Below are 23,941 nucleotides of genomic sequence, written 5' to 3' on the forward strand. Positions count from 1 at the left end.
ATCCTGGGTCACCTCGCGTTCCAGCAAGGCCCGCGCGCCCTGAAATACGCCCGCAACCGGTGCTGCCAGGAAGACGTTCTCCCGTAGCTCGTGGGCACAGCATATCATCTCACATCAGCTTTTTTCCAAGCGCCCGGCAGCCGACCTTCTCCTCCGCGCACATCGGAAGGTTCGCCAAATCGGAGGGCATGGAGTTGTGCATCATTGACGAGTTTTACGGGCCGCATGTTCGCCAAAGCACCATCTCCAATGCAAGAGGCGATGGATCATCCTCAGCTTCCATCTCGTAGCTCCTGCATGTGCGGTTGGTGACGCGAGCGTCCCAAGCCCTACAATAAGATGCGGCGATTTACGCCGGGTGGAGACCGATACAAAGCCTCCCTTGCCGCTAGACGCGCAGATATTCCTTGAAACGGCACGCGGATTGCTGGTTAGGGATCAACCATTTGCGACGGCGGAGCCGGAGTTCCAATGAGGCTTATCCGATTGATCCTGATCGATCTGGCTTTGATGCTGCTCGCACCCGAGAATGCAGAGGCCATGACTATGGCGACCGGCGCAAACTTCAAATCGGCTACCAACGCTATGGGATCCTTGATGCGGATTTCCGGCCCCGAGCCGGTATTCAGCTCTGGCGTGAGCCGACATCTTTACCGTCAAACCTCTCAAGCCGCGCCATTTGGACCTTCAGCAGAAGCCCTCGGCTCGGCCAAGCAGGCTGAGAACCTCGCGCTGCTAGAAGGCGCTTTGTCTCATTGGCAAGCGCACCGGGCAGCGTCCGATTGTCACGATCTCGCGGCGCGGAGATGCTCAAGAAGCCTCTGGCCTTAACACCGTTCTGCAGTTCGCCGCCGCACCTCATGCCCTCACGCGAGCAGAGCCGCGCTGGAGCGGCACAGACTGGATTGTCGAAGGCATGGTCATGTGACTTGGATGGGAAGATACAGCACAAGCGCAGGTTCATGAGAGAAGCAAAAACGGGCTATATTGAGGTTGCCTTCAACGGCTCTATCGCAAACATTCCGCTAGATGCGCAATTCAGCCTACCAGCCAAAGGCGTCACAGCGATTTTTGGTCCGCCCGGGTGCGGCAAGACCACACTCGCGCGCTGCATCGCTGGTGTGCAGCGTCTGCCGAACGGATTTTGTGCGGTCGATGGAGAGATTTGGCAGGATGACGCGACGTTTCGACCGTCTCATCTGCGTCCCGTCGCGTATGTATTCCAGCTACCAATTCTTTTTTCTCATTGGTCTGTACGGCGCACCCTTCTATACAACGCGTCAAAATCGACACCGACACTGATCGATTTTGATGGTGTGGTCGAATTGCTCGCCTTGGCGCCACTGCTCGAGCGTTCGCCATCACATCTTTCCGCGGCCGAGCGACAGCGACTTGCGCTTGGCAGCGCGCTGTTAGGCCAGCCGCGGCTGCTTTTGCTGGACGATCCACTCATTGTGCTCGACCGCTCCTCCAAATGCGAGATCCTGCCATTTCTCGAGCGCCTGCGCGAAAAGCTCCCATTGCCGATGATCTACATCAGCCATGACATCGCTGATATCGAGCGTTTTGCCGATCATCTTGTCATGATGAAAGATGGCGTCGTGACTGCGGCCGGGCCGCTCAATGTCGTTCAGAGCGATCCGGCGCTTGCCAGGCGCGGCGAAGCGGCAGTCTGTCTTGACACCGTGGTCGGCGGCTATGATGGACGCTATGGGCTGATCATGCTCCGCCTCAAGGGGGCACGCCTTCTGATACCTGGAGCGCCGCTTAGACCGGGCGCGCAGCTGCGGCTCCGCATCGCAGCCGGCGACGTCAGCATTGCGTGTGAGCGCCCGCGTGCAAGCTCTATCCTCAACGTATTTCCGGCACGCATCAAAGCCTCTCTGCCGTTCGACGAGGCTGAGGTCACCTTGGTTCTGGCTCTTGAAACTGGCCGTTCTGGCGTGCCGCTTTTGGCGCGCATCACGCGCCGCTCCTTTGATGCGCTACGGCTCAGCAATGGAGCGGACGTATTCGCCGAGGTCGCGCGCGCCGTTCCGCTCGCGGCTGCCGAGCGGTGCTTGCAACGCCCGCCACGATCCGCATGAGAACGTTCGACAGCTATGCCCCGATACGGGAAACACAGCAACAGGATCCCGGCCGTGATCGACAATCTGGATGAGATAGATCCGAATAGCGTGGGGGCAATTCTCTACAGTCCAAGAGACGATGTCGATAGGCTACTCGCCGATTTCGTTCAGGATATCGCGCAGCAAGGCGTACGCATCGGCGGCATCGTGCAGCGACACTCGAGGCGCACAACAAATGGCACGCACGTCATGCTCGCAATCGACGTTGCGACGGGGCAAGAGATCTTGATTTCTCAGCCACTCGGCAGCGGAGCTATGTTTTGTAATCTCGACACAAATGGGCTTGCCGAGGCCGCAGCTGTCGTTTCCCAGGCACTTCGCATTGCGCACGCATCGAAGATTCCCCGCTTGTCTCACGGCGTTGTGAGCGGGGTTCATCAAGATCGATCTCCTCGTGATAAACAAATTCGCCAAACAAGAAGCAGCTGGCCGGGGCCTGCGCGCCGAATTCGTTGACGCGATCACCCGAGGCGTACCAGTCCTGACAGCCGTTCCGAAGAAATGCCTTGCCGACTGGCGAACCTTCACCGCGGGCGTTGGCACGCTGCTGCCTTGTGATCGTCAATCGTTGGAGCAGTGGTGGTGCGATATCTCAACGCGGGTGGCGCAGCGGGGCCTTCAGCCCCAGCTGCGGTTATTTGGGGACGACGATACCGGACCGCTTGATGATGACAGTGAGACTGTCGAGCACGTCGGCCCCGAAATTGCCCATCAGACTCCTTCGCCGCCTCCGAAAACAGCCTTAGCTGTGGCGTCCGCTCCCAAGCTCTGTGCCACCGTGATGCCTTGCGAACGCGCCGATTGCGGACCTTCAATGGCGAGACGTCGCAGTTCAACCAGCTGCGCGCGCCGCCGACATCAATCTCTCGGTCGGTTCTGCAGTGCCTGCCGGTCGACGACGGGATTGCTAAGGTTCAGGTCTACCTGCCGTCTTCCCGCCAACCGCCTGGCCAGTGCCAGCGTACCGTCGAGCACAAAGACACCGCAATCGTGGCCGTTCCTCTGCTGGCGTATGGCGGCGTTTTGCAGGTTGTCTCCGGCTCCCACGCGCGCTGCGAGCATTGCTGCGGCTCTGTCATAGCGTCCCCGGGGGGGGGAGTCGTAGTGGTGGGCGACCGTTGCGATCGCGGCGGTCCCCAGCAGCAACGAACAATGGGAGGCGCGACAATTGATGTCGTAGGGTCGCATCATTCACCGGCATGAACAGGAAGTCGGCTGTGTCCGGGCGGCGAGATTTGGATGGCTCGCCCACAACTCCTGCGACAGGAGCTCGTAGTCCCGCTGGATATGCTCGTCGCCCAGCCAGTCCGTGGTTCCGAGCACCCGCCCGATGCGGTCGCCGGCAGAGGCACTCGCAGCCGAACCGCCGACCTGGGCATTAGGAACCGAGGATGGACCTGGATGATGGATAAGCTGAGCGTCGCGGCGTCCTCGCGGACCCAATGTGATGGAGTAGGTCTCACCGTTGATGGACACCGGCTGCGGTGCCATTCGCGAACTCGGCAATAGCATTTTATTGTCCAATACATCGAGCAGGAAATCCGGCACCGGCTGTGAGCCATGCTGCCAATCCTCGCCAACGAGATATCCTATATCCTCGAGCTCTTGCGGCATGCCTGAGGGCCCGATGAAGAACGGGGGTCTGCCGGCAGGGCTCAGCACCGGCCCTGACTGGGCATCGTCACGCATGTCCCGCGGTGTGCAACCAAAGAACCGAGACCGCGACAGATGTCTGAGGACCGAGCTGGCTCGCCCTTCGGCGTTGGAAGTCGAAGTAGGACGGCAGTTGGGGGGACCAAGTCGAGCTCGACCCAGCCTGCTCCTGCAAGCCGGCCTGACCGAACGGGCCCAGGCCGTGTACTTCATTAAGCGACTGGCCGCCTGATGTCCGCTCACCCACCCAACAGCGGCGGAAAAGCGGACATCTCCCGAGGTCGCTGAAGGGCCCAGAACCAGCCGTACCCGCTTGGGCGGCTTCCTCTTGAAGCAGAACGCAGCTTGGGTATCTGGGGCCCGCATCAATCTGCTATGGTCGCGCGCATCATGGCTAAATTGAGCGTTGCCCGCATCGGCTGCGGTACCCCATACATGCACGAGCGCCAGAGCCACTCGACAGGACCGAACCGATAGCGGCGCAGCCACCACGCGCTGAACACCACCTGCGCGACATACACGAAAATGCCGATCGCCAGTGTCGCGGCCACGCCGAGGCGCCCAAATTGGCCTAGACCATAGCCGTAGAAAATCCAGCCGCAGATCACAGATTGCGCCAGATAGTTGGTGAACGCCATGCGGCCAAGCGGCGCGGCCCAGCCCAGCATCCTCCGCCCGCCCGAGAGGTTCACAGCGGCCATGACTGCGGCCGCATAACCCAGGGCCAACACGACCGCCCCCAGCTCTTCCAGCGGAGAGAGCGCGCGCCCGAGCGACGGCCAATCGAAGAGCTCTTGTCCTGCTGCCGCGAGACTCGATCCGCCGCCGAGAAGAATGCCAAAGGTTGCGACGACGAACAGCAGGCGCCGGTTCGCCGAAGCCCGACGCAAAACCCCGCTGCGCCACGCGAAGGCGCCGACCAAGAACAGCGCGACAGTGCGCGGAAAGCCCATGACGTGCAATGGAAAAATCGCCGGCACCTCGCGGATCCGGAATGCGAGCACATCGAAAAATCCGCCCGTGCCGTAGGCACGCGTCGCGTCCGCGGCAAGAGCGGCCATCTCGGCGTCATCCGGCGGCGGCACGATCGGCGGTAACAGCGGCATGGTCACGTAGAGCCCCAGGAGCAGCAGGGCTGCACCCGCCATGAGCCACCGCGCGCCGCCCAGGAAGGGCAGCACCACGAAGCCCGCTAGCGCATATTCGACGAGAATGTCGCCGTCCCAGATCAAATAGAGGTGCACCAGGCCAATCGCCAGCAACACCACCAGCCTGCGCACGAGCAAGATCATGCGTCGTGCATCGCCGGCAAGCCGCTCGAATTGGATGGCAAGGCCCACGCCGAACAGCAGCGAGAATAGCGCAAGCGCCTTCGAGACGACGGCGACCGTCAGCACAGCCGCCACCGCCCGGTCGAGCGGCTCCGCGTTCGGCAAGAACGGCGCGAAGATGGAAACCCGAAATATGAACACGATGTTCATGGCGAGCACGCCGAACAGGGCCAAGCCCCGCAGCGCGTCAATCACGTCGAGCCGCTCCGACGGGCTCATAGGCTTTGGAGCCGCGTCACTCGCCGTTGGCGCGCTGTGCGAGCCGATGCTCCCGCCCGTCATTGCAGGACTCTCCCATTTCCGATGGAGAGATTTAGAATCCCGCCTCGTGCCACATCAAACTACCTGAATTGGGGGCTGACTCGAACCGTGACAAATTGATTCACTGCCAATGCGCGAGGAAATAAACATGAGCTTGGATTGGCGGAATTTCTCCAACGGCTCAACTTGAGCTCCCGGTATTGCCGCGGCTGTTATTTCGGTACCGTTCGATAACAGACGAGACCATCAAACGTGAAATCTCTGCTATTACAGAGCAGTATCTATGGTTGTCCGAATTTCGGCGTTTGAACGATCCGATAAGGATTCTTCCAACCAGACGTTCCGAAGTTTATCGACGCCACGGGGTGGACTAAGGGTGTTCTCCGCAGCAAACCAACGATTGGAATTTGTTGCTCTAGCGACACCAACGACAACGAACTAATGTGGGCACATTACGCTGCCAACATTCTGAGATTTGCGTCGCATACTTGGCGGAACGCTTGATCGCCCGGACTCTTGATGTCGTTCATCTTGTGCGACTTGCATATGGCAATGCACCTCCTCCCATATTACGCTCTGAGATGCGTGATGGAAGGTCGGCCGCCATCAAGCTTTTCTCTCACAAAAAATCTAGTTGGGCTTACGAGCGCGAATGGCGGTTGCTGGGTCCGCGCGGCCGTCCTGAAATAGGCGGCGAAAGAATTGTGCCCGAATTATATCTGGGTTTCCCGCATTGCAGCCCTCATAAAAGGAGGATTTTGGCGGCACTTGCACCTATCGGTATCCCCATATTCGAAATGAATATTACTGACCCTTCGCATCAATGGGTCGAGGCACGCATCTAAAGCCCAGCCTGGACTCCCAACGTATGCCCAATGCACCTAAGACCTTGAGACATTGAGGTCCTTGTGATGATGAAGCTTCAGAGTGATCGCCGCATGTATGATCCAGACTGTACAACCTGACGCTACGTAGAGTTCAAGCCTCCATCGCCGCCGACGGCGAGCCTGGTTGGCCTTCAACGCGTTTCAGGATCCGGCAAACCCCCTCGAGCATGGAGATCTACCGCCGCTTCAAGCGCCTCTATGCACGAAGCGCCGTAGCTATGATTACTCGCACCTTGTTTGGCAACGGCGAGCATCTGCGGCCTTATTAGCGCAATCTGTTGCCGCGGCGATACAGCCGCTCTTGTTTGCGCCAGATTCCACAAAAACCTCGCGCCTTCGTTAGGTTCAGTATTTCCATTAGATCTCGGCAGGCCGACAGTCATTCGGCACATTGATGGCGAGATGAAGGACGCAGAACGGGCTTTGACCAGACGCTTGCAGGCGAACATCTCAGGCGGTCGCGCAAAGCAAGGCTGTTTTCATAAGTTCTGTATGCGCTGCTCACGACTGTCAACCAGTTGAAGCTTTGCAGGGAAGCGCTTGGGTACAGATTTTTCAGAACTTAGCGCTGATCGACGCTCTAAGCCCGCGAGCATGCCTGTATCAAAGCCGCTGGAATCCACTCCTGAGAACGGATGGCATATAGCTTGCTTCAACAGTGAAGTCACGATCTACAAAAAGCAAATTTGTGAGGACAGCATGCTCGGAATTGGAAGTCAGTTGCCGCCGTTCGAAATCACAGGCGTGAAGCCCGGTTTTCAAGCGCAGGAAGAAGGAGGACAGAGTGCATTCGAGACGCTGACCGAAGCGAGCTTTCCAGAACAATGGAAGATTATCTTCTTCTATCCCAAGGATTTTACCTTCGTCTGCCCGACAGAGATCGCTGAGTTTGCCCGGCTTTCCAAGGAATTCGCCGACCGCGATGCGGTTGTACTGGGTGGTTCGACTGACAACGAGTTCTGCAAGCTCGCTTGGCGGCGCTCACATGTCGACCTGCACAATCTACCAATCTGGCAGTTTGCCGACACAAAGGGAACGCTCGTCGATGGTCTTGGCGTGCGTTCACCCGAAGGGGTTGCCTATCGTTACACCTTCATTGTCGACCCCCAAAATACGATCCAGCACGTCTATGCGACCAATCTCAGTGTCGGGCGCAGTCCTAAGGACACGCTCCGCGTTTTGGACGCGCTGCAAACCGACGAGCTCTGTCCTTGCAACCGCGAAATCGGCGGCGAAACCTTGAAGGTTGTTTGAGGCAGCATGTCGTCGATCGAACAAATAAGCGACAGGATTCCCGATTTCGCTAAGGATGTCAGGCTTAACTTGACCTCCTTGGTGGCCGATGAGACGCTTTCGCCGCAACGAAAATACGGGCTGCTGCTGGCGAGCGCGATTGCCACCCGCAATGCAGCCCTGATTGCCACGATGGAATCGGCTGCGTCCGCTGTGATGACATCTGTGGCGATCGCCGCAGCGAAAGCCGCAGCCTCCCTGATGGCAATGAACAACGTCTACTACCGCTTCGCTCACCTCGTTTCCAACCCGGAATACAAGACGATGCCGCCACGGCTGCGTATGAACGTGATCGGCAATCCCGGCGTGGACACGTCCGATTTCGAGCTGTGGTCGCTAGCGGTCTCCGCCATAAACGGCTGCGGTGCCTGCATCGATGCCCATGAGAAGACACTGAGAGCCGCGGGCGTCAATTCCGAAGCGATCCAGACCGCCGTGCGCTTTGCCGCGATCATGCAGTCAGTGGCGATCGCAATCGAGGCCGCTGGGCCCAACCCCTCTCAGGCGAGGGGCTGATCCTTCTGCCATCCGATCGACTGCGTTGTGGCGCCACACAGTGACCCCACAACCAGTCCTTCGTGGCTCCCGACGAGCGGGGCATCTGCAAGTCATGTCTTGCGCGGCGTTCCCATGAAGAGTGTCTTGCTCGAATTCCAGGCGCCGTGCAAGTGACGCGGAATGCACCACAGATACGGTGTGATCCTGTCGCCTAAAGTCGGTCGCACCACGGCCCTTCGTCCCACCATCACCCAAACTTGAACAGCACTCCATATCCGCCGCGCGGATGGCTCCATTGGATGTCGCCGGTGGGCTCGGCTATCACGCGGCAGGTACCGCACTCGATGCAGCCGTCAACTGTTATCTCGACCTGGCCGTCGTCGTTGAGCTCGTAGCATCGCGCGGGGCAGGCTTTCAAAAGTGCAAGTAGCTGGGGCGATGGCGTCGTGTGCGCACGAACCTTGACGTGAGGGTGACCGACGTCGACAAGATAGCGGTTGTAATACAGCTTGTCTTCGACCCGCACTGGGGGTTCGACATTCATGCTTTGACCTTCCATTGTTGGACTTCACACTGTTGTGGTCAGCGCCAGGCCCGGGCAAAACGACAAGCATCGCCGAACAGACCTATCCATGACCGCGCCTTGACAAAGGATTTCAAGGTAGCCTTCTCCTTCTCAGCCTTGGGCGTACCATCGACGCGCACAAAGTTTTGCATCGCCTTGGAGATGAGCTGCGGATAGGTGAGAAAGAAGTTTTGTGAATGGGTATGCATCAGGGGCGGCAAATCCTTGTACTTCTTTAGATCTTTGATGACGAAAGAATCGTCCAGCATCTTCTTGTAGATCGAAAGATTTGTTGCATTCATCGGCTCGCCGCGCGATTTCACCAGACCTATCGCTTCGGCCGCGATACGGCCGGAAGTCATCGCGAGATTGGAGCCCTCACGATGAATGGCATTGTTGAGTTGGGCCGCATCGCCCACTACGACCCAGCCTTCCCCATAAAGCTGCGGGATCGATTTGTAACCGCCTTCAGGAATGAGATGCGCCGAATATTCCTTGACTTCGGACGCCGCTATCAGGGGCGCCACAGAGGGATGCCTCTTGAATTGATCGAGCAGGCCGTAGGGTGTCTGACCGGTGCGCTGGAAGTCGGCGACGAGACAACCGATGCCGAGCGAAATGCACTCTTTGTTGGCGTAGATGAAACCCATTCCGGTCATGCCGCGGGAAATGGTACCGGCCGCCTCGATCACGACGCCTTCATCGCCCTTGAGATTGAAGCGCGCCTCGATAGTTTCGCGAGGCAAGAAGTGCATCTCCTTCACCGCGAGCGCAACTTTATCAGGTGTCGGCCGCGCGCGCAGGCCCGCGCGCGTCCCGAGCAGGCCATTAACCCCTTCGGCCAGCACGACGACATCGGCATGTATTTCGCCGTCTCGGCGATCTGTTCGAACACCGACGATCCTTTCACGCTCGTCCCGTGCGAGCTCGGTGACGGTCGTCTCGCACAGCACTGTCGCGCCAGCCTCCCGCACCTTGGAAGAGAACCATTTGTCAAACTGCGCGCGTATAATCGTGTAGCGGTTCGGCCGTTCCTCGTTGAAGTCGTCCGAGCGGTAATGCATGCCGACATGGGAGCGATCGTCCATCATCCAGAACCGCTGCTCGATCAGGTGACGCTCGAGCGGCGCCTCCTCTCGAAACTCGGGGACCAGCTTTTCCATCATGTCGGCATAGAGGATGGCGCCCTGCACATTCTTCGATCCAGGATATTCACCTCGCTCGAGCTGCAGCACCTTCATGCCGCGTTTGGCCATGGTCAATGCCGCCGCGTTGCCGGCCATACCGGCTCCGACCACGATCGCATCGAATCTCTCTTCAATCATCATCATCTCCTCTAGACCGCGATCCGGGCGCGCGAATTCGGCAAAAGCCGGGCGCGAAATGCGCCCGTCAGCGCAGGTAGCAGTTGGATGGCGTCACTGACGATCGCGAGATGTGCAAAGTCGAAGATCGGAGCGTTCTTGTCAGTATTGACGGCGACGATCAGATCCGCGCCCTCCACGCCAACCCGGTGCTGGATCGCGCCGGAAATGCCGGCGGCAATATAGAGCTTTGGTCGGATGGTTTTGCCCGTCTGGCCGATTTGCCGGTCAGATGTAACCCACCCTTTTTGTACCAGAGGACGCGAGCAGCCATATTCAGCGCCAAGCAGAGTTGCGAGTTCGCGCACCAACCGAAAGTTCTCAGGCGATCCCAGTCCCAGGCCGCCCGCAACCACGACATCGGCATAGGCCAGATTGGACGTTTCTGCATCGCGGTCGGGTAGGAATGACAATACTTTTGTGACAATATCGTCTTCGATAAGGCCGAGCGGATGGACGATGATACGAGCGGCATCGCGTACGACGGGCTCAGGCATCGGCATGACCCGCGGGCGGACGGTTGCCATCTGCGGACGATAATTCAAGGTATAGATCGTGCAGAGCAGCGAGCCGCCAAAGGTCGGACGCGTGGCCGCAAGCGAACCATCGGCGTCGACGTCCAGCGCGGTGCAGTCGGCAGTGAGCCCCGTCGACAGGGTCGTCGCCACGGAACCTGCGAGATCGCGACCGAGCGTCGTCGCCCCCAACAGCAGGATCTCGGGCTTGTAGGTGTTGACGAGTTCGGTTAGCGCTTTGGTATAGGATTCGTTGCGGTAATCCGACAAAACATTGTCGCTCACGAGATAGGCCAGATCGGCGCCATAGCAAAAGGCGTCAAGCGCGGCGTTACGTGTGTGCTGCCCCTCCGGACCGATAACGACTGCGGCAAGATTCACCTTTAGCCTGTCGGCAAGCCTGCGCCCCGCACCCATGAGCTCCCACGAAACCGGATGCACCTGGCCGCGCTCCAGCTCGACGAAGACCCAGACGTGCTTGTACGCCTTAAAGTGCTCCGGCAGTTCTTTTTTGGCTGCTGCGCGGCCGGCCGCCGCCGGCATGGCCGTTCTGGTGACATTGCTCATACTCTAAATTCCCCTCAAAGATAGGCACGCCCGCGCCACAGGTTTGCTTTTTAGCTTCGTTAACTGAAGATCACTTTTGGTCAGCAAGGGGCCGGCTGCTCTGCCCCGTCTGCTTGGGCCGACCGGCCGCACAAAGACGCGTCGTCGCGATAGACGTACCGGTGCGGCCGGACTTGGAGAGGTCTTCCACACTGGACCCGTGCGAGCCATGTTCGACGAGCGCCACCGCGGCGGCCAGGGCGCCGCGGTGATTCTGACCGGTCGCTTCCATGCCTGAGTTGGCGTATCGGTTCGCCGCGCAATACCTGCGCCTCATTCTCAGCCCAGCGGCTCCACATTGACGGTGACGACGAGGGCGATCCCGGCAACGCACCTGTCACGCAATCCATGGCGAGCCTCCAGCACCGAAAACCCGTATGGGCCCATGTTGGCCCTCTTCCTGACGCATGTTGCTATCCGCCATGAGATGGATACGAATCTGAGCGGAATCGGGGGCCGATTTGATGCGGACGACGCTGTGCATACCCTCTCCAGGTGTGGCGCGAAGAGGCAACTTATCCATTGACCACCATGTCACCGTCGATACGGAACTTCGATCGCGTCAAAGACCGTTTCGAACGGACCTGGCGCGATCGTAGGCCACGAGATGATAGCGCAGCGCTCGGCGGGCAGTAAAAGCAGCATCATGGGTCTTCCTTCAATCTCATCTCGGACGACGACCATCTGTCGGCATCGATGATCGGATCGGCAGGACAACAGCAAGTGTCGTACCAGTTGCAAAAACCATTGGAAGTCAGTCGAAATTATTGGTTTGGCAGACACTTGAAATAGCCGCTGATACCGTGGACACGACCAGTTCAGACATGGGTCGGGAATACGACACGCGCCGCTCGGGTCACGGCTGCAGAGAGCTGACCAGGATGAAGACGAAGGCCCCACATCGGGTTGCCACGGCGCGTCGGGCAAACCTTGCTTGCAGTGGAGCGCGAGATCACTTGAGCTCGCTCAACGGGACAAAGGCCGCGGCCTTCTTACGGTCTGCGATGGCATCCTTCAAAACCTTGAACACTCGCTGGTCGATCGGTGTCGATGCCACGAAATCGGCATAGGCCTGCTCCAGCATCGCCTTGCACCGAGCTCTGATTTCCGGCTCTGCGGCACCAGTAAATTGCTCTTTGGCAAAATATTGTCCCATGCGCTTTAAGATGTGAAGGCGCGCGACATTCACGATTCTAGGGTCGTAATCGACGCCAAGCAGCGAAAAAAAATCCTCTGCCGACGAGGCCTTGCTGAGCCGATCCAGGATACCGGCTGCCGGGGATGAGTTGATCATCGAAAATTCTCCTTCGGATTAGCTGTGGACGGTCAATGAGATGGGGTGGCGCCTGTTAACTGCTGCCGTCATGCCACGCACAGCTGGTGCGCATCGCCAAAGCCTCACTCCGGAAAGCGGTCCCCTCAACTTCGCTGCCCAGATCGGCAGGTCCGCCGGTGACGACGCCAGTCCCGATGAAGATCCGGGATCAATGGCCAAACCACGATCTAGGTTGACGCTCGTCAGGACGGTCGCCGGACCGGAAATCAGCCGCGCGAGAAGACGCCGATTTGCCGTCCGGAGAGGGTTCGCCATTGGGTAGGAGATCACAGCATGTATGGCGGAACGGGAAGTAAGCTCTGGAGGTGAGATCGCGTCAAGGGATCTGACGTGCGAAAGCTGGACGCCGCTCGCGCCATCAGCGACATCGGACACTGTCCCTGCGGCGCGTCGGTTTGCGAAGGGTCGACGCAAACGCTGCTGGACACGGCTTTTCACGTGGGGTGGCTTGCCAAGCATCCGCACACGTCGCGCCAGATCGCCGCCACGGTTTCGCGCTCGACCGGCAGCTTGTGCTCGATGGCATATTTGCGGACTTGCGACAGGATCTGCCTGGCTTGATCGTCGCTGGCGACGAGCTGCAGTTCATCGAGTAACGCGGTGATCGCCGCAAGTCCGGAATGCTTGCCGAACACAAAGCGGTTGCAGCGGCCAAGCAAAATGGGATCAAGCGATTGATAAGTGCGTTGATCCTTCAAAAGGCCAGCGACATGTATGCCGGATTCGTGCGTAAATACATGCTGTCCGACGATCGCCTTGTTCATAGGAATCGCACGGGCGGCCGCGGCTGCTACCACCGTGGCGACGTTGTCGAGCTCATGGAGTATGATGCCGGTCTCGCGCCCGTAGAGCTGCTTGAGTGCGACCGCGATTTCCTCGAGCGGTGCATTTCCGGCCCGCTCGCCCAGCCCGATGACGGTCACTGAGGCGTGGCTCGCGCCAGCCCTGATGGCGGAGAGCGTGTTCGCGGTTGCGAGTCCTAGATCATCGTGACCGTGAAATTCGAGTTCGAGATCGGTAGTCGCACGCAAATTTCCGACCAGCGCGTAGGTTGCGTCGGGATCGAGCACACTGAGCGTATCTGCAATACGAAAGCGACGAGCGCCCGCGGCTTTTGCAGTCGCCATCAGCCTGATGAGAAAATCAATGTCGGCGCGGGAGGAGTCCTCACCACCGACGGCGACCTCAAGTCCGCGCTCACAGGCATAGCCTACCACTCGCTTCACCCGTTCTAGCGTCAGGTCGCGATGACCACCTAGCTTGGCCGCGATCTGGACATCGGAGGTCGGGATCGACATATTGATCATGGAGACCTTTGCTTCGATCGCCGCGTCGACATCAGATTCCCGCATCCGGCACCAGCCTATGGTGGTCAGCGGAAGATCTGCTTCGACAATGGCGCGGATGGCGGCGATCTCCTCGTTGCCAATCGCCGGCGTTCCCGCCTCGATCTCCGTGACTCCGGCCCGCGCCAGCGCCTGCGCGATCGCCAGCTTTTCCTCTGTGGTGAACGCAACGCCAGGTGCCTGCTCGCCGTCGCGCAATGTCGTGTCGTTGAGCACGGTGGGCTTGGCGCGCACCTGGTCGGACCAAGACGATTTGGCGGCGGTGCTGGCGGCAATCACGCGAGAGCTCCTCATTGTTTGACCTACCTACGCTTCAGCAACCAGCATGCCAGCCTGCCGTCCCGGCCAACCCATTGACGACTCTACCGCTTCCGTCCTCGACCTTCTTCAGCAAATGAATTGTCGCAAATGCGACAGGTCATGAAGCGGACGCCTTGCCTGTTGCTACGCCGAGTTCGAACGTTAGCAATTGCGGCTCGCCAGGATGTGAGAATTGTCGCGGAGCACTTGGGGCCCGCCGCCGCCTTGGACACATGGTCACTCGCTCGCATCGAAACGGCGTCAGCCGCGCGCTCAACCTCCCGCGCGGCTTAACAAATCCGGCGAGGCTTTCTCGGATGACAGGGCGATAGCGGACGCTTGTGGCAGTTCAGATGGCCCGTCGCCGGCAACGACCGGCCGAGCTGCCTGCAACAGAAGATCGCGCCGGCGCTCGGCCATCCGGCTCTCACCGCTTTCTTCGCCGAAGCAGAGGTTGAAGTCGTCACATTGATTGCACACGGGCGTTGTGCACATCACGAGGCCTTCATTCTCGCAAAGCATGCGGTAGAAGAAGCGCTTCCAGCGCATATTATTGACATTGCGCGCGGCGAGCGGCGCGAAATGGCGGCTCAGCAGCCGAGAGAGTTCGCCACGATTGCGCAAGCCGAGCGCTTCCCACAGGTGGTCTGGCTCATTGGCACGGCGCGCGATCATCGCAGCCAGCCAGCGGCCGATATCCCCTTCCGTCGATCGTTGCTTCAGCAAGAGATCGCGGAGCATTGCGATCTCGTCGTCCTCTTCGCACTTGAAAGCCGAGAGCTGCTCCGCGAGCTTGATCTCACGCGAGGGAAAGTACTGTTCCAGCAAGGCCGCCAGTTCAAGGCCGGACAGGCCGGCCTTCTCGGGAAGGGAGCCACCATCCATTGTGGCAGCCGCCAGGATAGACGCCAGGACATGGCGATCGAGATTGCTGTCAATGGCAATATCGGCATCTGCAGGAGGCACACCGGTGAGCAGGCGGTAGGTTGCAATTCCCCTGTGCATCTGGCTGTTGGCATCAACGGCACGAGCAGCCATCAACGGAAGGAAGTGCGCTTCGGACATAATTTTGCGGGTTTCCACAGTGGTCAGGTTTGCCCCGCCGCATCCTGGTTTTGGTCAAGGTCGATCATCAGAATGCCGGCCTCCCGGATGGGCGTGAGGGAGACCGGCATCCGTCGCGCGCCTTCACGAGGCCGCGACTCGCGACCTTTACGAGGCCGCGAGTTCGGCGGCGGTCTTGCCGATGATGGATTCGTCTACGGGCTTCATAATGCCATGCTCCATCAGCATGTCCTCGAGCTCGTCCATGGAGATCGGGGTCGGGATGATGCCTTTGCCGCCGTTGTTGTGAACCTTGGTCGCAAGATTGCGATAGTGATCGGCCTGCTTGGAATCGGGTGCATATTCGAGCACCGTCATGCGGCGTAACTCGGCATGCTGCACCACGTTGTCGCGCGGCACGAAGTAGATGAGCTGAGTGCCTAGCTTCTTGGCTAACGCTTCCGCCAGTTCCAGCTCCTTGTCGGTCTGCCGCTCGTTGCAGATCAAACCGCCCAGCCGCACGCCACCAGAGTTCGCGTATTTCAGGATGCCCTTCGAAATGTTGTTTGCGGCATACATCGCCATCATTTCACCGGACATCACGATATAGATTTCCTGCGCCTTGTTCTCGCGGATTGGCATGGCAAAGCCACCGCAAACGACGTCGCCGAGCACGTCGTATGACACATAGTCAATGTTCTCGTAGGCGCCGTTCTCCTCCAGGAAATTGATCGAGGTGATGACGCCGCGGCCGGCGCAGCCGACACCCGGCTCAGGACCACCGGACTCCACGCAGCGAATGTCCTTGTAGCCGACCTTCATTACGTCCTCAAGCTCGAGGTCCTCCACGCTGCCGGCGCTCGCTGCAAGGCTCAAAATCGTGTCTTGCGCCTTGGCGTGCAGAATCAGGCGGGTTGAGTCCGCTTTCGGGTCGCACCCTACAATCAGAATTTTCTGACCCATCTCGGCCAGCGCCGCCAGCGTGTTCTGCGAAGTGGTCGACTTGCCGATGCCGCCCTTTCCGTAGAACGCGATTTGTCTCAGTGAAGACATGTTGCTCTCCATCAACCGATTTGCCAAAAGTTGCGCTTCTCGCGCGCGAGCTTGTTTCTCTCTCAGAAACGGGGGCACACGGGATCGAGGGAAGGAGCGCATCGCTCGCCGTACGCGTCGGCGTGCACTCAGCCCTCACTCAGTGTTGCTGCCGTCTATTAGCAACCGCCGTGCCAACGCTTGACCGCGCTCCTTAAGCTTCTGATTACGTTTTCTAAAAACCAACCAGCCGGTGAGTGATCCTGGCTGTTTTGGATCTGACAGGATCTGCGCGACTGTCAGAAAACTAACAACGACCACACCCATCAACGCGAAAAGCCGATTTGGCCGGACCTGTTCCAATGCTTTCAGGTGTGGAACGGAACTTGCTGCTCTTCCCGCAAGCCGGGCGATTTGAGCAGAAGTGATTAGGCCGGTCGGTCTCGAAACCTGGCGGACCATCGAGCGAGTGTTGGTACGGCGCTTGGTGCGCTGACATTGGAGATGATCGGCAATAAATTCGAATGGGCTCCCGGAAGCAGCAGCGACGTGCCAATCGTTCAGCTCAGCGCGCCTACATAGGTGTGTCGTGACGACAATCATCTTTTATCAGAAGCCCGGCTGCGCCACTAACGCGCGTCAGATTCAAGCGCTGAAGTCCGCCGGCCACGACGTGATCGCCCAAGACATCTTGAAGGAGACATGGGATGCGGAGGAATTGCGCAGCTTCTTCGGCAACATGCCCGTCGAAGCCTGGTTCAACCGAGCTGCACCCCGTATCAAGTCAGGCGAAGTCAATCCCGATACTATCGACGCGGCAAGCGCACTCGCATTGATGGTGGGCGATCCGCTCCTGATACGACGACCGCTGATCGACGTAGACGGGGCACGATGTGCCGGACTCGATCATGGGCCCGTGCTGTCGCTGCTTGGCCGCAAGACGCAAGATGATCTCGAGGGATGCTTGCACGAAGCAAACTGCACGCGTTGTCCGCAGACGTGAGGAAACGGCCGAGCGAACCCGCAGGCCGTCAAACGAGGCAAAGAATGACGTTTGCCTCTTCCGGCTTCCTTCACTGATAGTAACCGGGGGGACCCTCGAGCGGCTGCTCCGTAGCGGCATCGCCCATATTGCGCTCGAATGCCGCGCTTCTCGCCTACGCAGTGTGTGAGAGGATGCCGCAATTGCGGCCTTTCTCACGCATGACCTCCGCGGCCAGGATCGGATCAGAGCACCAAGCCGAGAGGCAGTTTCTTGAAGAGATTCGGCTCTCTTGAATTGAATCACGATCAGAACAGACCACCACGCTTCGTGGCCGTGATCCTTATGCAACTTAGCGGCATAATTGCGCTACGGCCGCTCTCATTTTGATCGGCATCAAATCCTTCGCCATTCCCAATGTGTGACAGCGATCTCGCGCGGTTCCTCGCGCGAGTTTTGGAATGGAGAATTCGATGAGAACAACGACAGTTTTGACGACGGCATCGCTCCTCGCGCTAGCGACCTCGTTGGCCAGCATCTCGGTACGGGCTGCGGATCTGGGTGCGGCGCCGGTCTACTATAAAGCGCCTCCGATCGAACCCTTCAATCCATGGATGATCCGCCTGCGCGTGCTCGGCGTATTGCCGGATACCGCAGGCAGCTCGGTCAACGTTGCCGGGACGCCCTCGCTGTCCTCACCAAGTTCTGGGCTTTCGATCAGCGATCAACCCATACCCGAGCTCGACATCACCTATTTCTTCACCAAAAACGTCGCCGCCGAACTCATTCTCGGCGTATCCAGCCATCACATCAGCGGCAATGGCGCGCTCACTGGGCTTGATATCGGCAAAACCTGGCTGTTGCCGCCAACACTGACCCTGCAATATCACTTCACCGATTTCGGGCCGCTCAAGCCCTATATCGGCGCGGGCATCAACTACACCGCATTCTTCAACCAATCGGCAGCCAATACGTCGCTCGCTGGACTTGCCGTGACGGATTTGCGCATCAGCAACCAATTCGGCGCGGCGGTCCAATTCGGCTTCGATTACATGCTTGATCGTCACTGGGGCCTCAACTTTGACGTGAAGAAGCTGTGGCTGCGGCCGGAGTACTCCGCAACCGTAAACAATGCGATTGCCGTCACCGGGCGCGCCAATATCGACCCATGGCTCGTCAGCGGCGGCGTCACTTACAAGTTCTGACGCTAGAACCAGTAAGGGAAACTCCGTTTGATAAACCGGACGCGGCGATCTCATCGAGCGCGTCCCCTAACCTCACCGCAGTGCAAGCACGGAGCGAGATGATGCGTCAAGGACGCGTCATCTCGCGAGACGCGGGGAGGCGGCATGGAGTGACTTCACAAGCAGATCGACCCAGCATATGTTGATATTCTTTGTTTAGTCGCGCGTTGCAAAGGCGCCATTTGCCTATTGGGCCGGAGAAAACAGGCGGCACGCCGCGCCAAGGTCGATGACCTGCTGTTCGCAGACCCGGAGCGTGAGGCCTCCGCTCAACTTCAGACGACCCGAGCTCCGAGCGGCCAGCTCATGGACCGACAAGCCGTCCATGCTTGCTAGTGCGGGCAGGTGGCCGCTAAGCGAAGCCTCTAGCTTCGCTTTAGCACCATCACAAGGCGGTCGACACGTTTGCCCTGCCTGAGGTGGGAGTTTACGATTTCGTCAACGTCATCAGGCGTGGTCGCGCGATACCACACTCCATCGGGATAGACGACCATCAAGGGACCAGAGTTACAAAAGCCAAGGCAGCCTGCCATCGTGAAGCCAATATCGTTGAGGCCTTGCGCTTCGATCGCCTTGCCCATTCGATCCCACAGGGCTTGCGCACCGGAGGCGCCACAGCTGCCGTGCGGATGAGTTGGCGGACGCTGCGTGTTGCAGGCAAAGACATGATGCCTATAGAGTTGAGGAAGCTCGAATTCGGTCTCTGAGTTCATGCGCCTATCCTGTGATCAATGGGCTTCATCTGAAAGAGACAAGGTGCGCGCACATCGGCCCCATAATCTCTTACGATTGAACGCCGCATCGACCAATTGATGCTACTGATTCCCACTCGCGCTTGCGAAAGCAGACGAAATGAGCGGGCGCCATAGTGATGGTCGCCGCTAACGATCAGCGATAGATACCGTCGCGTCCGGAGCAGCTCTTTGATCAATTCCACCCTCGCCTCCCGTCATTTCGATCTTTTAACTCCCGCGTCACTTGCTCACTATCCAACTTCTCCAAAGCAAGTTGCACACCAGATGCGCAACGGTCGTTTCTGCAACGATCCCTTGCTTTGCCCGGCGCGACTCACAATTACTGCCGAGGTTGCAACAATGTCGCTCTCTTCTGTTTCGGACCCGACAAACGTCGCGTAGCGTTTAACCTCCCACTTCAATCTTCTGCAGTTCGTACGCAGAATAACCGAGAACCTCGGTTATTTTGCCCAGCTCTTGCGCTATCATATCTTGGAATGAGCAGCGATCTTCATGACCCTCGTGACGCCTATCGAGGAGCCTTTATTCTCGACGATGGCGCGGTGAATCGAGCGCTCTGTTCTGCCATGGCGTGATCGGCTGGCCGCATCGTCCGGCGCGAGCCCATGGCATCTTTTTTGCCCTGAAGCTGGCCGCTGCGTTCCGCCGCCGCCGATCTGTCGTTTGCCTCACGAGTACAACGGCCTCATCCGACGGCAAAGCGCTTCAGGCAGCTTGAGCACAACAAAGCGATAGGCCCGTTAGTCCGGATGGATCGTGATATCCATGGTTCGTCGCTGTCCTCGCGACAAACCGATCGTCCTCCAGCAGCTTGACGCCGCACAGGCAGACGTCACCTTCAATCACGGCGAGCGCTACCGGCTCAAGCGATTGTCCATCGCAGGCGCCGTCGATGCACATGCCAGTGTCGATCTCGAATCTTGCACCGTGCCGGCCGCATCTGAGAAAGGAACGGCCCGCCGAGCAAACCGCACCGGAGTCGATGTTGAGCCAGACGCTCTCACGCGGACAACGATTGAGGTAACCAAAATAGTCGTTGCCGAAGGTGCGCACCACAATAATTGGAAACGGCCGGCTCTGCTCCTATCATCGATCCGCGCCAGGCTAAGGCCCATGGCCCCACTCCGCTCGATGGCATCGGCCGGACAGACGGCAAAAACCTCGATCGGATCGCTCATCAGGTTGCCGATTGTCGGTTCGCTCATCCCAGCCTCGCAGTTTCCTGCTTGAGGGCTTCGATCGCAGTCCGGCTCAGCCGAAAAATCCCACGGCCACGAGCGAGCGGCCGATAAGCCGGGCTGGCACGGGCGTTGAGGACATCAAACCATTGGTTCGGCGTGAGCTTCGCCGGGCGTTCACTGATTTGGATCACCCTCCCGTTCGGACCGAAGCGGACGTGGATGATGACTTGTTGCGAGTTCATACCGATCCCCTGTTTTGGTAACTCTAAAGATCCCGAGCGGACACCGACGATCTCGACTGTGATGTGCTTGGTTTCGGGCACCTTGGCGCGTGAGCCTCAAGCCGCGCCTTGGACGCGGCGCCTTCTCTACTATCGAGCAGGTCTTCTTCGCCGTCGCTTGGAGCATTTATTTTGCGGCCTCCAGAGAGTGCATGCCTCCAGCGGCATCCGGCGTGCTCCCGCATTTGTGTTGAGCGCGATCTGCGCCAGGCAACGCTGCCAAAAACGACGTATGCTCGGTCCGTTTGCTCATCTCTCGCGTTAAAAAAACCTACGATCATCGCCATTCAACCTTCATTCTTCCGTGTCGTGGATGACGAGCATCTCAGTAGATCGCTGCGCCCGCTCCCACGTTGATCGACGCATCTTTCATGGTTTCGACGATAAACTCGATCTGCTGGTTCGTAAGATGGGTATGAAACGGAAGCGCGAGAGCGCGATCGGCTATTTTTTCCGTAACCAGGAAATCGCCACGGCGGTAGCCGAAGTCAAAGTAGTGGCGTTGCAAGTGCAGCGGTTGGCTATAGGCAGCGGATTCGACCCGTGCGCCCCGCAGATCGTCGATAATGGCGTCGCGCCCCGATCGCGTGAAGCGTGTCCCCAGATGAACGAGATAAAGCAACCAGTTCACCTCGGTCACATGGGGGCCAATATAAGGCGGCTTTATGCCCTCAAATGATTGCATATGCGCGTTATAAAGCTGCTCGACCAACCGACGCCGCTCCAGGATTTCATCGAGACGCTTGAGCTGCGCTAGGCCCAAGGCAGCCGTGAGATCGCTCATGCCGGCCTGGTAAGGTGCCGTGCTAGCGACAACAACGGAGGAGCGCTCGTCCAGGCGATGGGCGCGATGGCGACGCAAGCCAACCGCAATGTCGATATCGTCGGTCACCACCATTGCGCCTTCGCCACAGGTTAGGGCAATCGGCTGGGCAAAGTCGAACACCGCGAGGTCGCCAAACCGGCCGACGAGCTCACCCTTGTAGCTCGATCCGATCGCCTCGGTGGAATCCTCCAGAAGCAGCAGCTGATGGCGCTGCGCGATCGCGCGCAGTTCCGACCACGGCGCGGGATGACCGTTGGGATTTCCGGCGACAATTGCCCGCGTGTCGGCCGTGATGCACTCTTCGGCCTTCGCTGGGACTAATGCTCCCGACCAGTAGTCGATATCTGCAAATACCGCTCGTGCGCCTGCGAGACTGATGGCATGCGCGGTTTCACGAAAGGAGTAGGGCGAGGCGATAACTTCCTGCCCCGGGCCGATGCCGAGCGCCTTCAGCGCAAGCAGGAGCCCGATTGTACCACTCGAGACTGCAACAGCATATTTGCGGCCAAGATAGGCGGCGAAAGCGTGCTCAAACGCTTCAGTGATCCGCCCGTTGGAGATTTGCCGCGAACACAGCAGCGTTTCCACGGCAGAGAGCTCGGCGAAGGTGATATCGGGATCGGACAGTGGAATGAACGATGTATTCTCCTCCACAGCGTGCGCGCCATCAAGCCGATACTCTGCTAGTTCAGTGCTCACCGCCCAACATTCCTTTTGGCCAATACGATGCCGGTCGCCCGCGTCGGATCGGCCGTAATCTGCACGCAGTGATCCGATCCATCGATCAGATGAAGATCGAAACGCGGAAACTGCCGAAACGGCTGATCCGCCACATCCGGCGCATCACAGCGCACCCAAGCAAGCTGCGGAAAGCGGCGCCGCAGCTCGACAAACGGACCCATTTCGGAGCTATCGGCTGCAAGAAGCCGCTCGATTTCGATCAATTCCTTCGCGGTGAGCGCCATCGCGGCTCCTCTATGACTCGTCAAAGGCGGGACGTCATTGCCAGAACAGACGCTCCGGATCCGCATTCAATTCGTCGATTGCAGAAGTCAACCGATGGTAAAGGCTGTAAAATTCCCAGCTTCCTCGCGCGTGGTTCTTGCGAAACATCTTCCAGATCCCGCTCACGGCATCATAAAGAATCAGTGCGACATCGATGAGAGCGCCATCCTTGTCGATGTTGCGCGAGCAACAGGGGCTCGCGACGAGGTAGCCGCCCCTCACCGGCGTCACGTTCGGCGAGACGTAGAGGTAGCGCTTGCGCGAGCTCAAGCCGCGCTCGATCCGCTTGCGATCGAGCTCGTTGGGGTGAGGCACCAGCCCGGCCTTTACCTTTCTCATCAGCGCGGCATTCATGGCGACGCCTCCATTCAAAGCACTGTGATTTCTTCTTCAAGACAGCCGATGAGCAGCTGCTCACCAAAATCGACAATATAGATCGGCACGTTCGCTTCGGTATGGATCGCGACGTTGATGATCTCGCCGGTCGCTCCGGCGGCGAGCAAGACTCCTTCGGGCTCCGTATCGGGAAATGAGTGGTCGTTGATGAGGTCGACTGCGGTTTTGACCCGCTGGCCCCGCCGATATTTCGGAAAGCCGGGCTGAGTCATGACCCCTCCGGTAATGGCAGATCATCAATCTCCTCGCAGGCGTCCACCGGCTCTAGTTCCTTGCGCTTCATGCCAACGCGGTAGCCGCTTTCCAGAAACTCGACGCCGTAGATGTAGAATTGCTGCAGGAACGTGCCGATCGAGACAACGTAACCCACCTCCCCCTTCTTGACTAAGACGTCGCCAATCTCCTTGCCGCGATAGGTGCCATCATTGCGGATGGTGCGATTGGCTCGCAGCTTTTGGCCAAAGCTGAAGACAGGCGGGTCGCTGAGCTCGACTACGTCGCTGTCGCGAACAATGCTGTTCATGTACAGCTCCTCATGCTTCGCTCCCTCGTAGAGATGCAGGGAGCTGCCTCGCCCACCGCAGGCGACATCCTGCATCACTTCATGCCCACGCGGCGTGATCAGTCACATCGACGATGGCAGCGCTGGTAGGAAGGCCGCTCTCGGAATCGAGAATCGCCTTTTGAACCGCCGCGCAGAATGAAATGTCCGCCAGGGCCGTGCTGCCGACCAGTAACAGCACGATCGCAAGCCAATCCAGCGCAGTCGTCGTCCGTGATGGAGGACCGAACGTCGGCGCACGCTCCGCCGCCAACGCGCAGCACGAACCTTGCGTACGTTTTCAGCACCAGCTCTTGGCATGCCGTTCATGGGGTTCACGCTTTAGACTGGCGCCTGGTAGCGAGGCAAGGAGGTGTCAACCACGCAGGTATTGTCGACCGGACAGGCGGCGACACATTGCGGCTCGTCGAAATAGCCAACACATTCGGTGCATTTCGCCGCTTCAATGACAAAGCTCCCCCCCTTCTCCGAGATAGCAACGTTTGGGCATAAGGGTTCGCAGGCTGAGCAGCTCGTACACTGCGAGGCGATGATCTTGAATGGCACATA

Annotated in this window: 28 protein-coding genes; 8 read left to right on the plus strand and 20 right to left on the minus strand. The window is 58.9% G+C overall.

Annotation, left to right across the window (positions count from 1 at the left end; translation table 11 throughout):
- Nucleotides 1–471: 471 nt before the first annotated feature.
- From XH87_RS10780 to XH87_RS36605, 4 genes are all read left to right on the plus strand, one after another.
- Nucleotides 472–831, plus strand: a complete 360-nt coding sequence (locus tag XH87_RS10780; RefSeq protein ID WP_271587252.1) for a hypothetical protein — start codon at nucleotides 472–474, stop codon at nucleotides 829–831.
- A 131-nt stretch (nucleotides 832–962) separates the two neighbouring features.
- Nucleotides 963–2,087, plus strand: a complete 1,125-nt coding sequence (modC, locus tag XH87_RS10785; protein WP_271587253.1) for a molybdenum ABC transporter ATP-binding protein — start codon at nucleotides 963–965, stop codon at nucleotides 2,085–2,087.
- A 54-nt stretch (nucleotides 2,088–2,141) separates the two neighbouring features.
- Nucleotides 2,142–2,585: a DUF2478 domain-containing protein gene (locus XH87_RS10790; RefSeq protein ID WP_333909176.1), complete on the plus strand. Its 444-nt coding sequence runs from the start codon at nucleotides 2,142–2,144 to the stop codon at nucleotides 2,583–2,585.
- Nucleotides 2,524–3,210, plus strand: a complete 687-nt coding sequence (locus XH87_RS36605) for a DUF2478 domain-containing protein (protein ID WP_333909177.1) — start codon at nucleotides 2,524–2,526, stop codon at nucleotides 3,208–3,210. The genes XH87_RS10790 and XH87_RS36605 overlap by 62 nt, the downstream gene beginning before the upstream one ends.
- Nucleotides 3,211–3,320: 110 nt before the next feature.
- Here XH87_RS36605 and XH87_RS10795 read toward each other — a convergent pair whose 3' ends face one another.
- Both XH87_RS10795 and XH87_RS10800 read right to left on the minus strand, forming a co-directional pair.
- Nucleotides 3,321–3,743 carry a hypothetical protein gene (locus XH87_RS10795; protein WP_271587254.1) on the minus strand — a complete coding sequence of 141 codons (423 nt, stop codon included), beginning with the start codon at nucleotides 3,741–3,743 and terminating at the stop codon, nucleotides 3,321–3,323.
- Between the two features lie 404 nt (nucleotides 3,744–4,147).
- Nucleotides 4,148–5,308, minus strand: a complete 1,161-nt coding sequence (locus XH87_RS10800) for a DUF418 domain-containing protein (RefSeq protein WP_271587255.1) — start codon at nucleotides 5,306–5,308, stop codon at nucleotides 4,148–4,150.
- Nucleotides 5,309–6,960: 1,652 nt separating this feature from the next.
- Between XH87_RS10800 and XH87_RS10805 the strand changes: the two genes are divergently transcribed.
- Both XH87_RS10805 and XH87_RS10810 read left to right on the plus strand, forming a co-directional pair.
- Nucleotides 6,961–7,515, plus strand: a complete 555-nt coding sequence (locus XH87_RS10805; protein WP_271587355.1) for a peroxiredoxin — start codon at nucleotides 6,961–6,963, stop codon at nucleotides 7,513–7,515.
- A gap of 6 nt (nucleotides 7,516–7,521) precedes the next feature.
- Entirely contained in the window at nucleotides 7,522–8,070 is a 549-nt protein-coding gene (locus XH87_RS10810; RefSeq protein ID WP_271587256.1) for a carboxymuconolactone decarboxylase family protein, read from the plus strand.
- Between the two features lie 229 nt (nucleotides 8,071–8,299).
- Here the strand turns inward: XH87_RS10810 and XH87_RS10815 are convergent, their stop codons facing one another.
- The 8 genes from XH87_RS10815 to XH87_RS10850 all read right to left on the minus strand — a co-directional run bounded on the left by XH87_RS10815 (nucleotide 8,300) and on the right by XH87_RS10850 (nucleotide 16,763).
- On the minus strand, nucleotides 8,300–8,596 hold the full coding sequence (locus tag XH87_RS10815; RefSeq protein WP_018319592.1) for a ferredoxin family protein: 297 nt from the start codon (nucleotides 8,594–8,596) through the stop codon (nucleotides 8,300–8,302).
- 38 nt (nucleotides 8,597–8,634) lie between these two features.
- Nucleotides 8,635–9,942 (minus strand): FAD-dependent oxidoreductase, encoded by a 1,308-nt coding sequence (locus XH87_RS10820; RefSeq protein WP_271587257.1) that lies wholly within the window; start codon nucleotides 9,940–9,942, stop codon nucleotides 8,635–8,637.
- Between the two features lie 11 nt (nucleotides 9,943–9,953).
- A complete protein-coding gene (locus XH87_RS10825) occupies nucleotides 9,954–11,063 on the minus strand; it encodes an electron transfer flavoprotein subunit alpha/FixB family protein (RefSeq protein ID WP_271587258.1) in 1,110 nt (369 codons plus the stop codon).
- A 991-nt stretch (nucleotides 11,064–12,054) separates the two neighbouring features.
- Complete coding sequence (gene nifW / locus XH87_RS10830) at nucleotides 12,055–12,396, minus strand: nitrogenase stabilizing/protective protein NifW (protein WP_271587259.1); 342 nt, start codon at nucleotides 12,394–12,396, stop codon at nucleotides 12,055–12,057.
- Between the two features lie 476 nt (nucleotides 12,397–12,872).
- A complete protein-coding gene (gene nifV / locus XH87_RS10835; protein WP_442868255.1) occupies nucleotides 12,873–14,063 on the minus strand; it encodes a homocitrate synthase in 1,191 nt (396 codons plus the stop codon).
- Nucleotides 14,064–14,357: 294 nt separating this feature from the next.
- Nucleotides 14,358–15,149, minus strand: coding sequence for a nitrogen fixation protein NifQ (locus tag XH87_RS10840; protein WP_271587260.1), 792 nt, complete (start codon nucleotides 15,147–15,149; stop codon nucleotides 14,358–14,360).
- 147 nt (nucleotides 15,150–15,296) lie between these two features.
- Complete coding sequence (nifH, locus tag XH87_RS10845; protein WP_027571409.1) at nucleotides 15,297–16,181, minus strand: nitrogenase iron protein; 885 nt, start codon at nucleotides 16,179–16,181, stop codon at nucleotides 15,297–15,299.
- A gap of 135 nt (nucleotides 16,182–16,316) precedes the next feature.
- Nucleotides 16,317–16,763: a hypothetical protein gene (locus tag XH87_RS10850; RefSeq protein WP_271587261.1), complete on the minus strand. Its 447-nt coding sequence runs from the start codon at nucleotides 16,761–16,763 to the stop codon at nucleotides 16,317–16,319.
- On the opposite strand from XH87_RS10850, the gene XH87_RS10855 reads away from it, so the two are divergent.
- On the plus strand, nucleotides 16,750–17,163 hold the full coding sequence (locus XH87_RS10855; RefSeq protein ID WP_271587262.1) for an ArsC/Spx/MgsR family protein: 414 nt from the start codon (nucleotides 16,750–16,752) through the stop codon (nucleotides 17,161–17,163). The two genes, XH87_RS10850 and XH87_RS10855, sit on opposite strands and share 14 nt — an antisense overlap.
- 440 nt (nucleotides 17,164–17,603) lie before the next feature.
- Nucleotides 17,604–18,347, plus strand: coding sequence for an OmpW/AlkL family protein (locus XH87_RS10860; protein ID WP_442868256.1), 744 nt, complete (start codon nucleotides 17,604–17,606; stop codon nucleotides 18,345–18,347).
- 404 nt (nucleotides 18,348–18,751) lie between these two features.
- On the opposite strand, the gene XH87_RS10865 is transcribed toward XH87_RS10860, so the two are convergent.
- The 10 genes from XH87_RS10865 to XH87_RS10910 form a co-directional block, all read right to left on the minus strand.
- Nucleotides 18,752–19,099: a (2Fe-2S) ferredoxin domain-containing protein gene (locus XH87_RS10865; protein ID WP_271587264.1), complete on the minus strand. Its 348-nt coding sequence runs from the start codon at nucleotides 19,097–19,099 to the stop codon at nucleotides 18,752–18,754.
- Between the two features lie 747 nt (nucleotides 19,100–19,846).
- Nucleotides 19,847–20,194, minus strand: coding sequence for a Rieske (2Fe-2S) protein (locus XH87_RS10870; protein ID WP_271587265.1), 348 nt, complete (start codon nucleotides 20,192–20,194; stop codon nucleotides 19,847–19,849).
- Between the two features lie 148 nt (nucleotides 20,195–20,342).
- On the minus strand, nucleotides 20,343–20,645 hold the full coding sequence (locus XH87_RS10875) for a hypothetical protein (protein WP_333909178.1): 303 nt from the start codon (nucleotides 20,643–20,645) through the stop codon (nucleotides 20,343–20,345).
- A gap of 283 nt (nucleotides 20,646–20,928) precedes the next feature.
- Entirely contained in the window at nucleotides 20,929–22,083 is a 1,155-nt protein-coding gene (locus XH87_RS10880; RefSeq protein WP_271587358.1) for a DegT/DnrJ/EryC1/StrS family aminotransferase, read from the minus strand.
- A 41-nt stretch (nucleotides 22,084–22,124) separates the two neighbouring features.
- Entirely contained in the window at nucleotides 22,125–22,394 is a 270-nt protein-coding gene (locus XH87_RS10885; RefSeq protein ID WP_271587266.1) for a hypothetical protein, read from the minus strand.
- A gap of 34 nt (nucleotides 22,395–22,428) precedes the next feature.
- Nucleotides 22,429–22,788: a DUF3024 domain-containing protein gene (locus tag XH87_RS10890; protein WP_271587267.1), complete on the minus strand. Its 360-nt coding sequence runs from the start codon at nucleotides 22,786–22,788 to the stop codon at nucleotides 22,429–22,431.
- Between the two features lie 14 nt (nucleotides 22,789–22,802).
- The gene (locus XH87_RS10895; RefSeq protein WP_128943600.1) at nucleotides 22,803–23,042 is read right to left on the minus strand and encodes a nitrogen fixation protein NifZ; all 240 of its coding nucleotides are present in this window, start codon (nucleotides 23,040–23,042) and stop codon (nucleotides 22,803–22,805) included.
- The gene (locus XH87_RS10900; RefSeq protein ID WP_271587268.1) at nucleotides 23,039–23,353 is read right to left on the minus strand and encodes a nitrogen fixation protein NifZ; all 315 of its coding nucleotides are present in this window, start codon (nucleotides 23,351–23,353) and stop codon (nucleotides 23,039–23,041) included. The genes XH87_RS10895 and XH87_RS10900 overlap by 4 nt, the downstream gene beginning before the upstream one ends.
- A 79-nt stretch (nucleotides 23,354–23,432) precedes the next feature.
- Entirely contained in the window at nucleotides 23,433–23,573 is a 141-nt protein-coding gene (locus XH87_RS10905) for a hypothetical protein (protein WP_271587269.1), read from the minus strand.
- Between the two features lie 140 nt (nucleotides 23,574–23,713).
- A complete protein-coding gene (locus XH87_RS10910; protein ID WP_271587270.1) occupies nucleotides 23,714–23,938 on the minus strand; it encodes a 4Fe-4S binding protein in 225 nt (74 codons plus the stop codon).
- Nucleotides 23,939–23,941: the final 3 nt, after the last annotated feature.

It is taken from the genome of Bradyrhizobium sp. CCBAU 53415, from assembly GCF_028128735.1.
Taxonomy (GTDB): Bacteria; Pseudomonadota; Alphaproteobacteria; order Rhizobiales; family Xanthobacteraceae; genus Bradyrhizobium.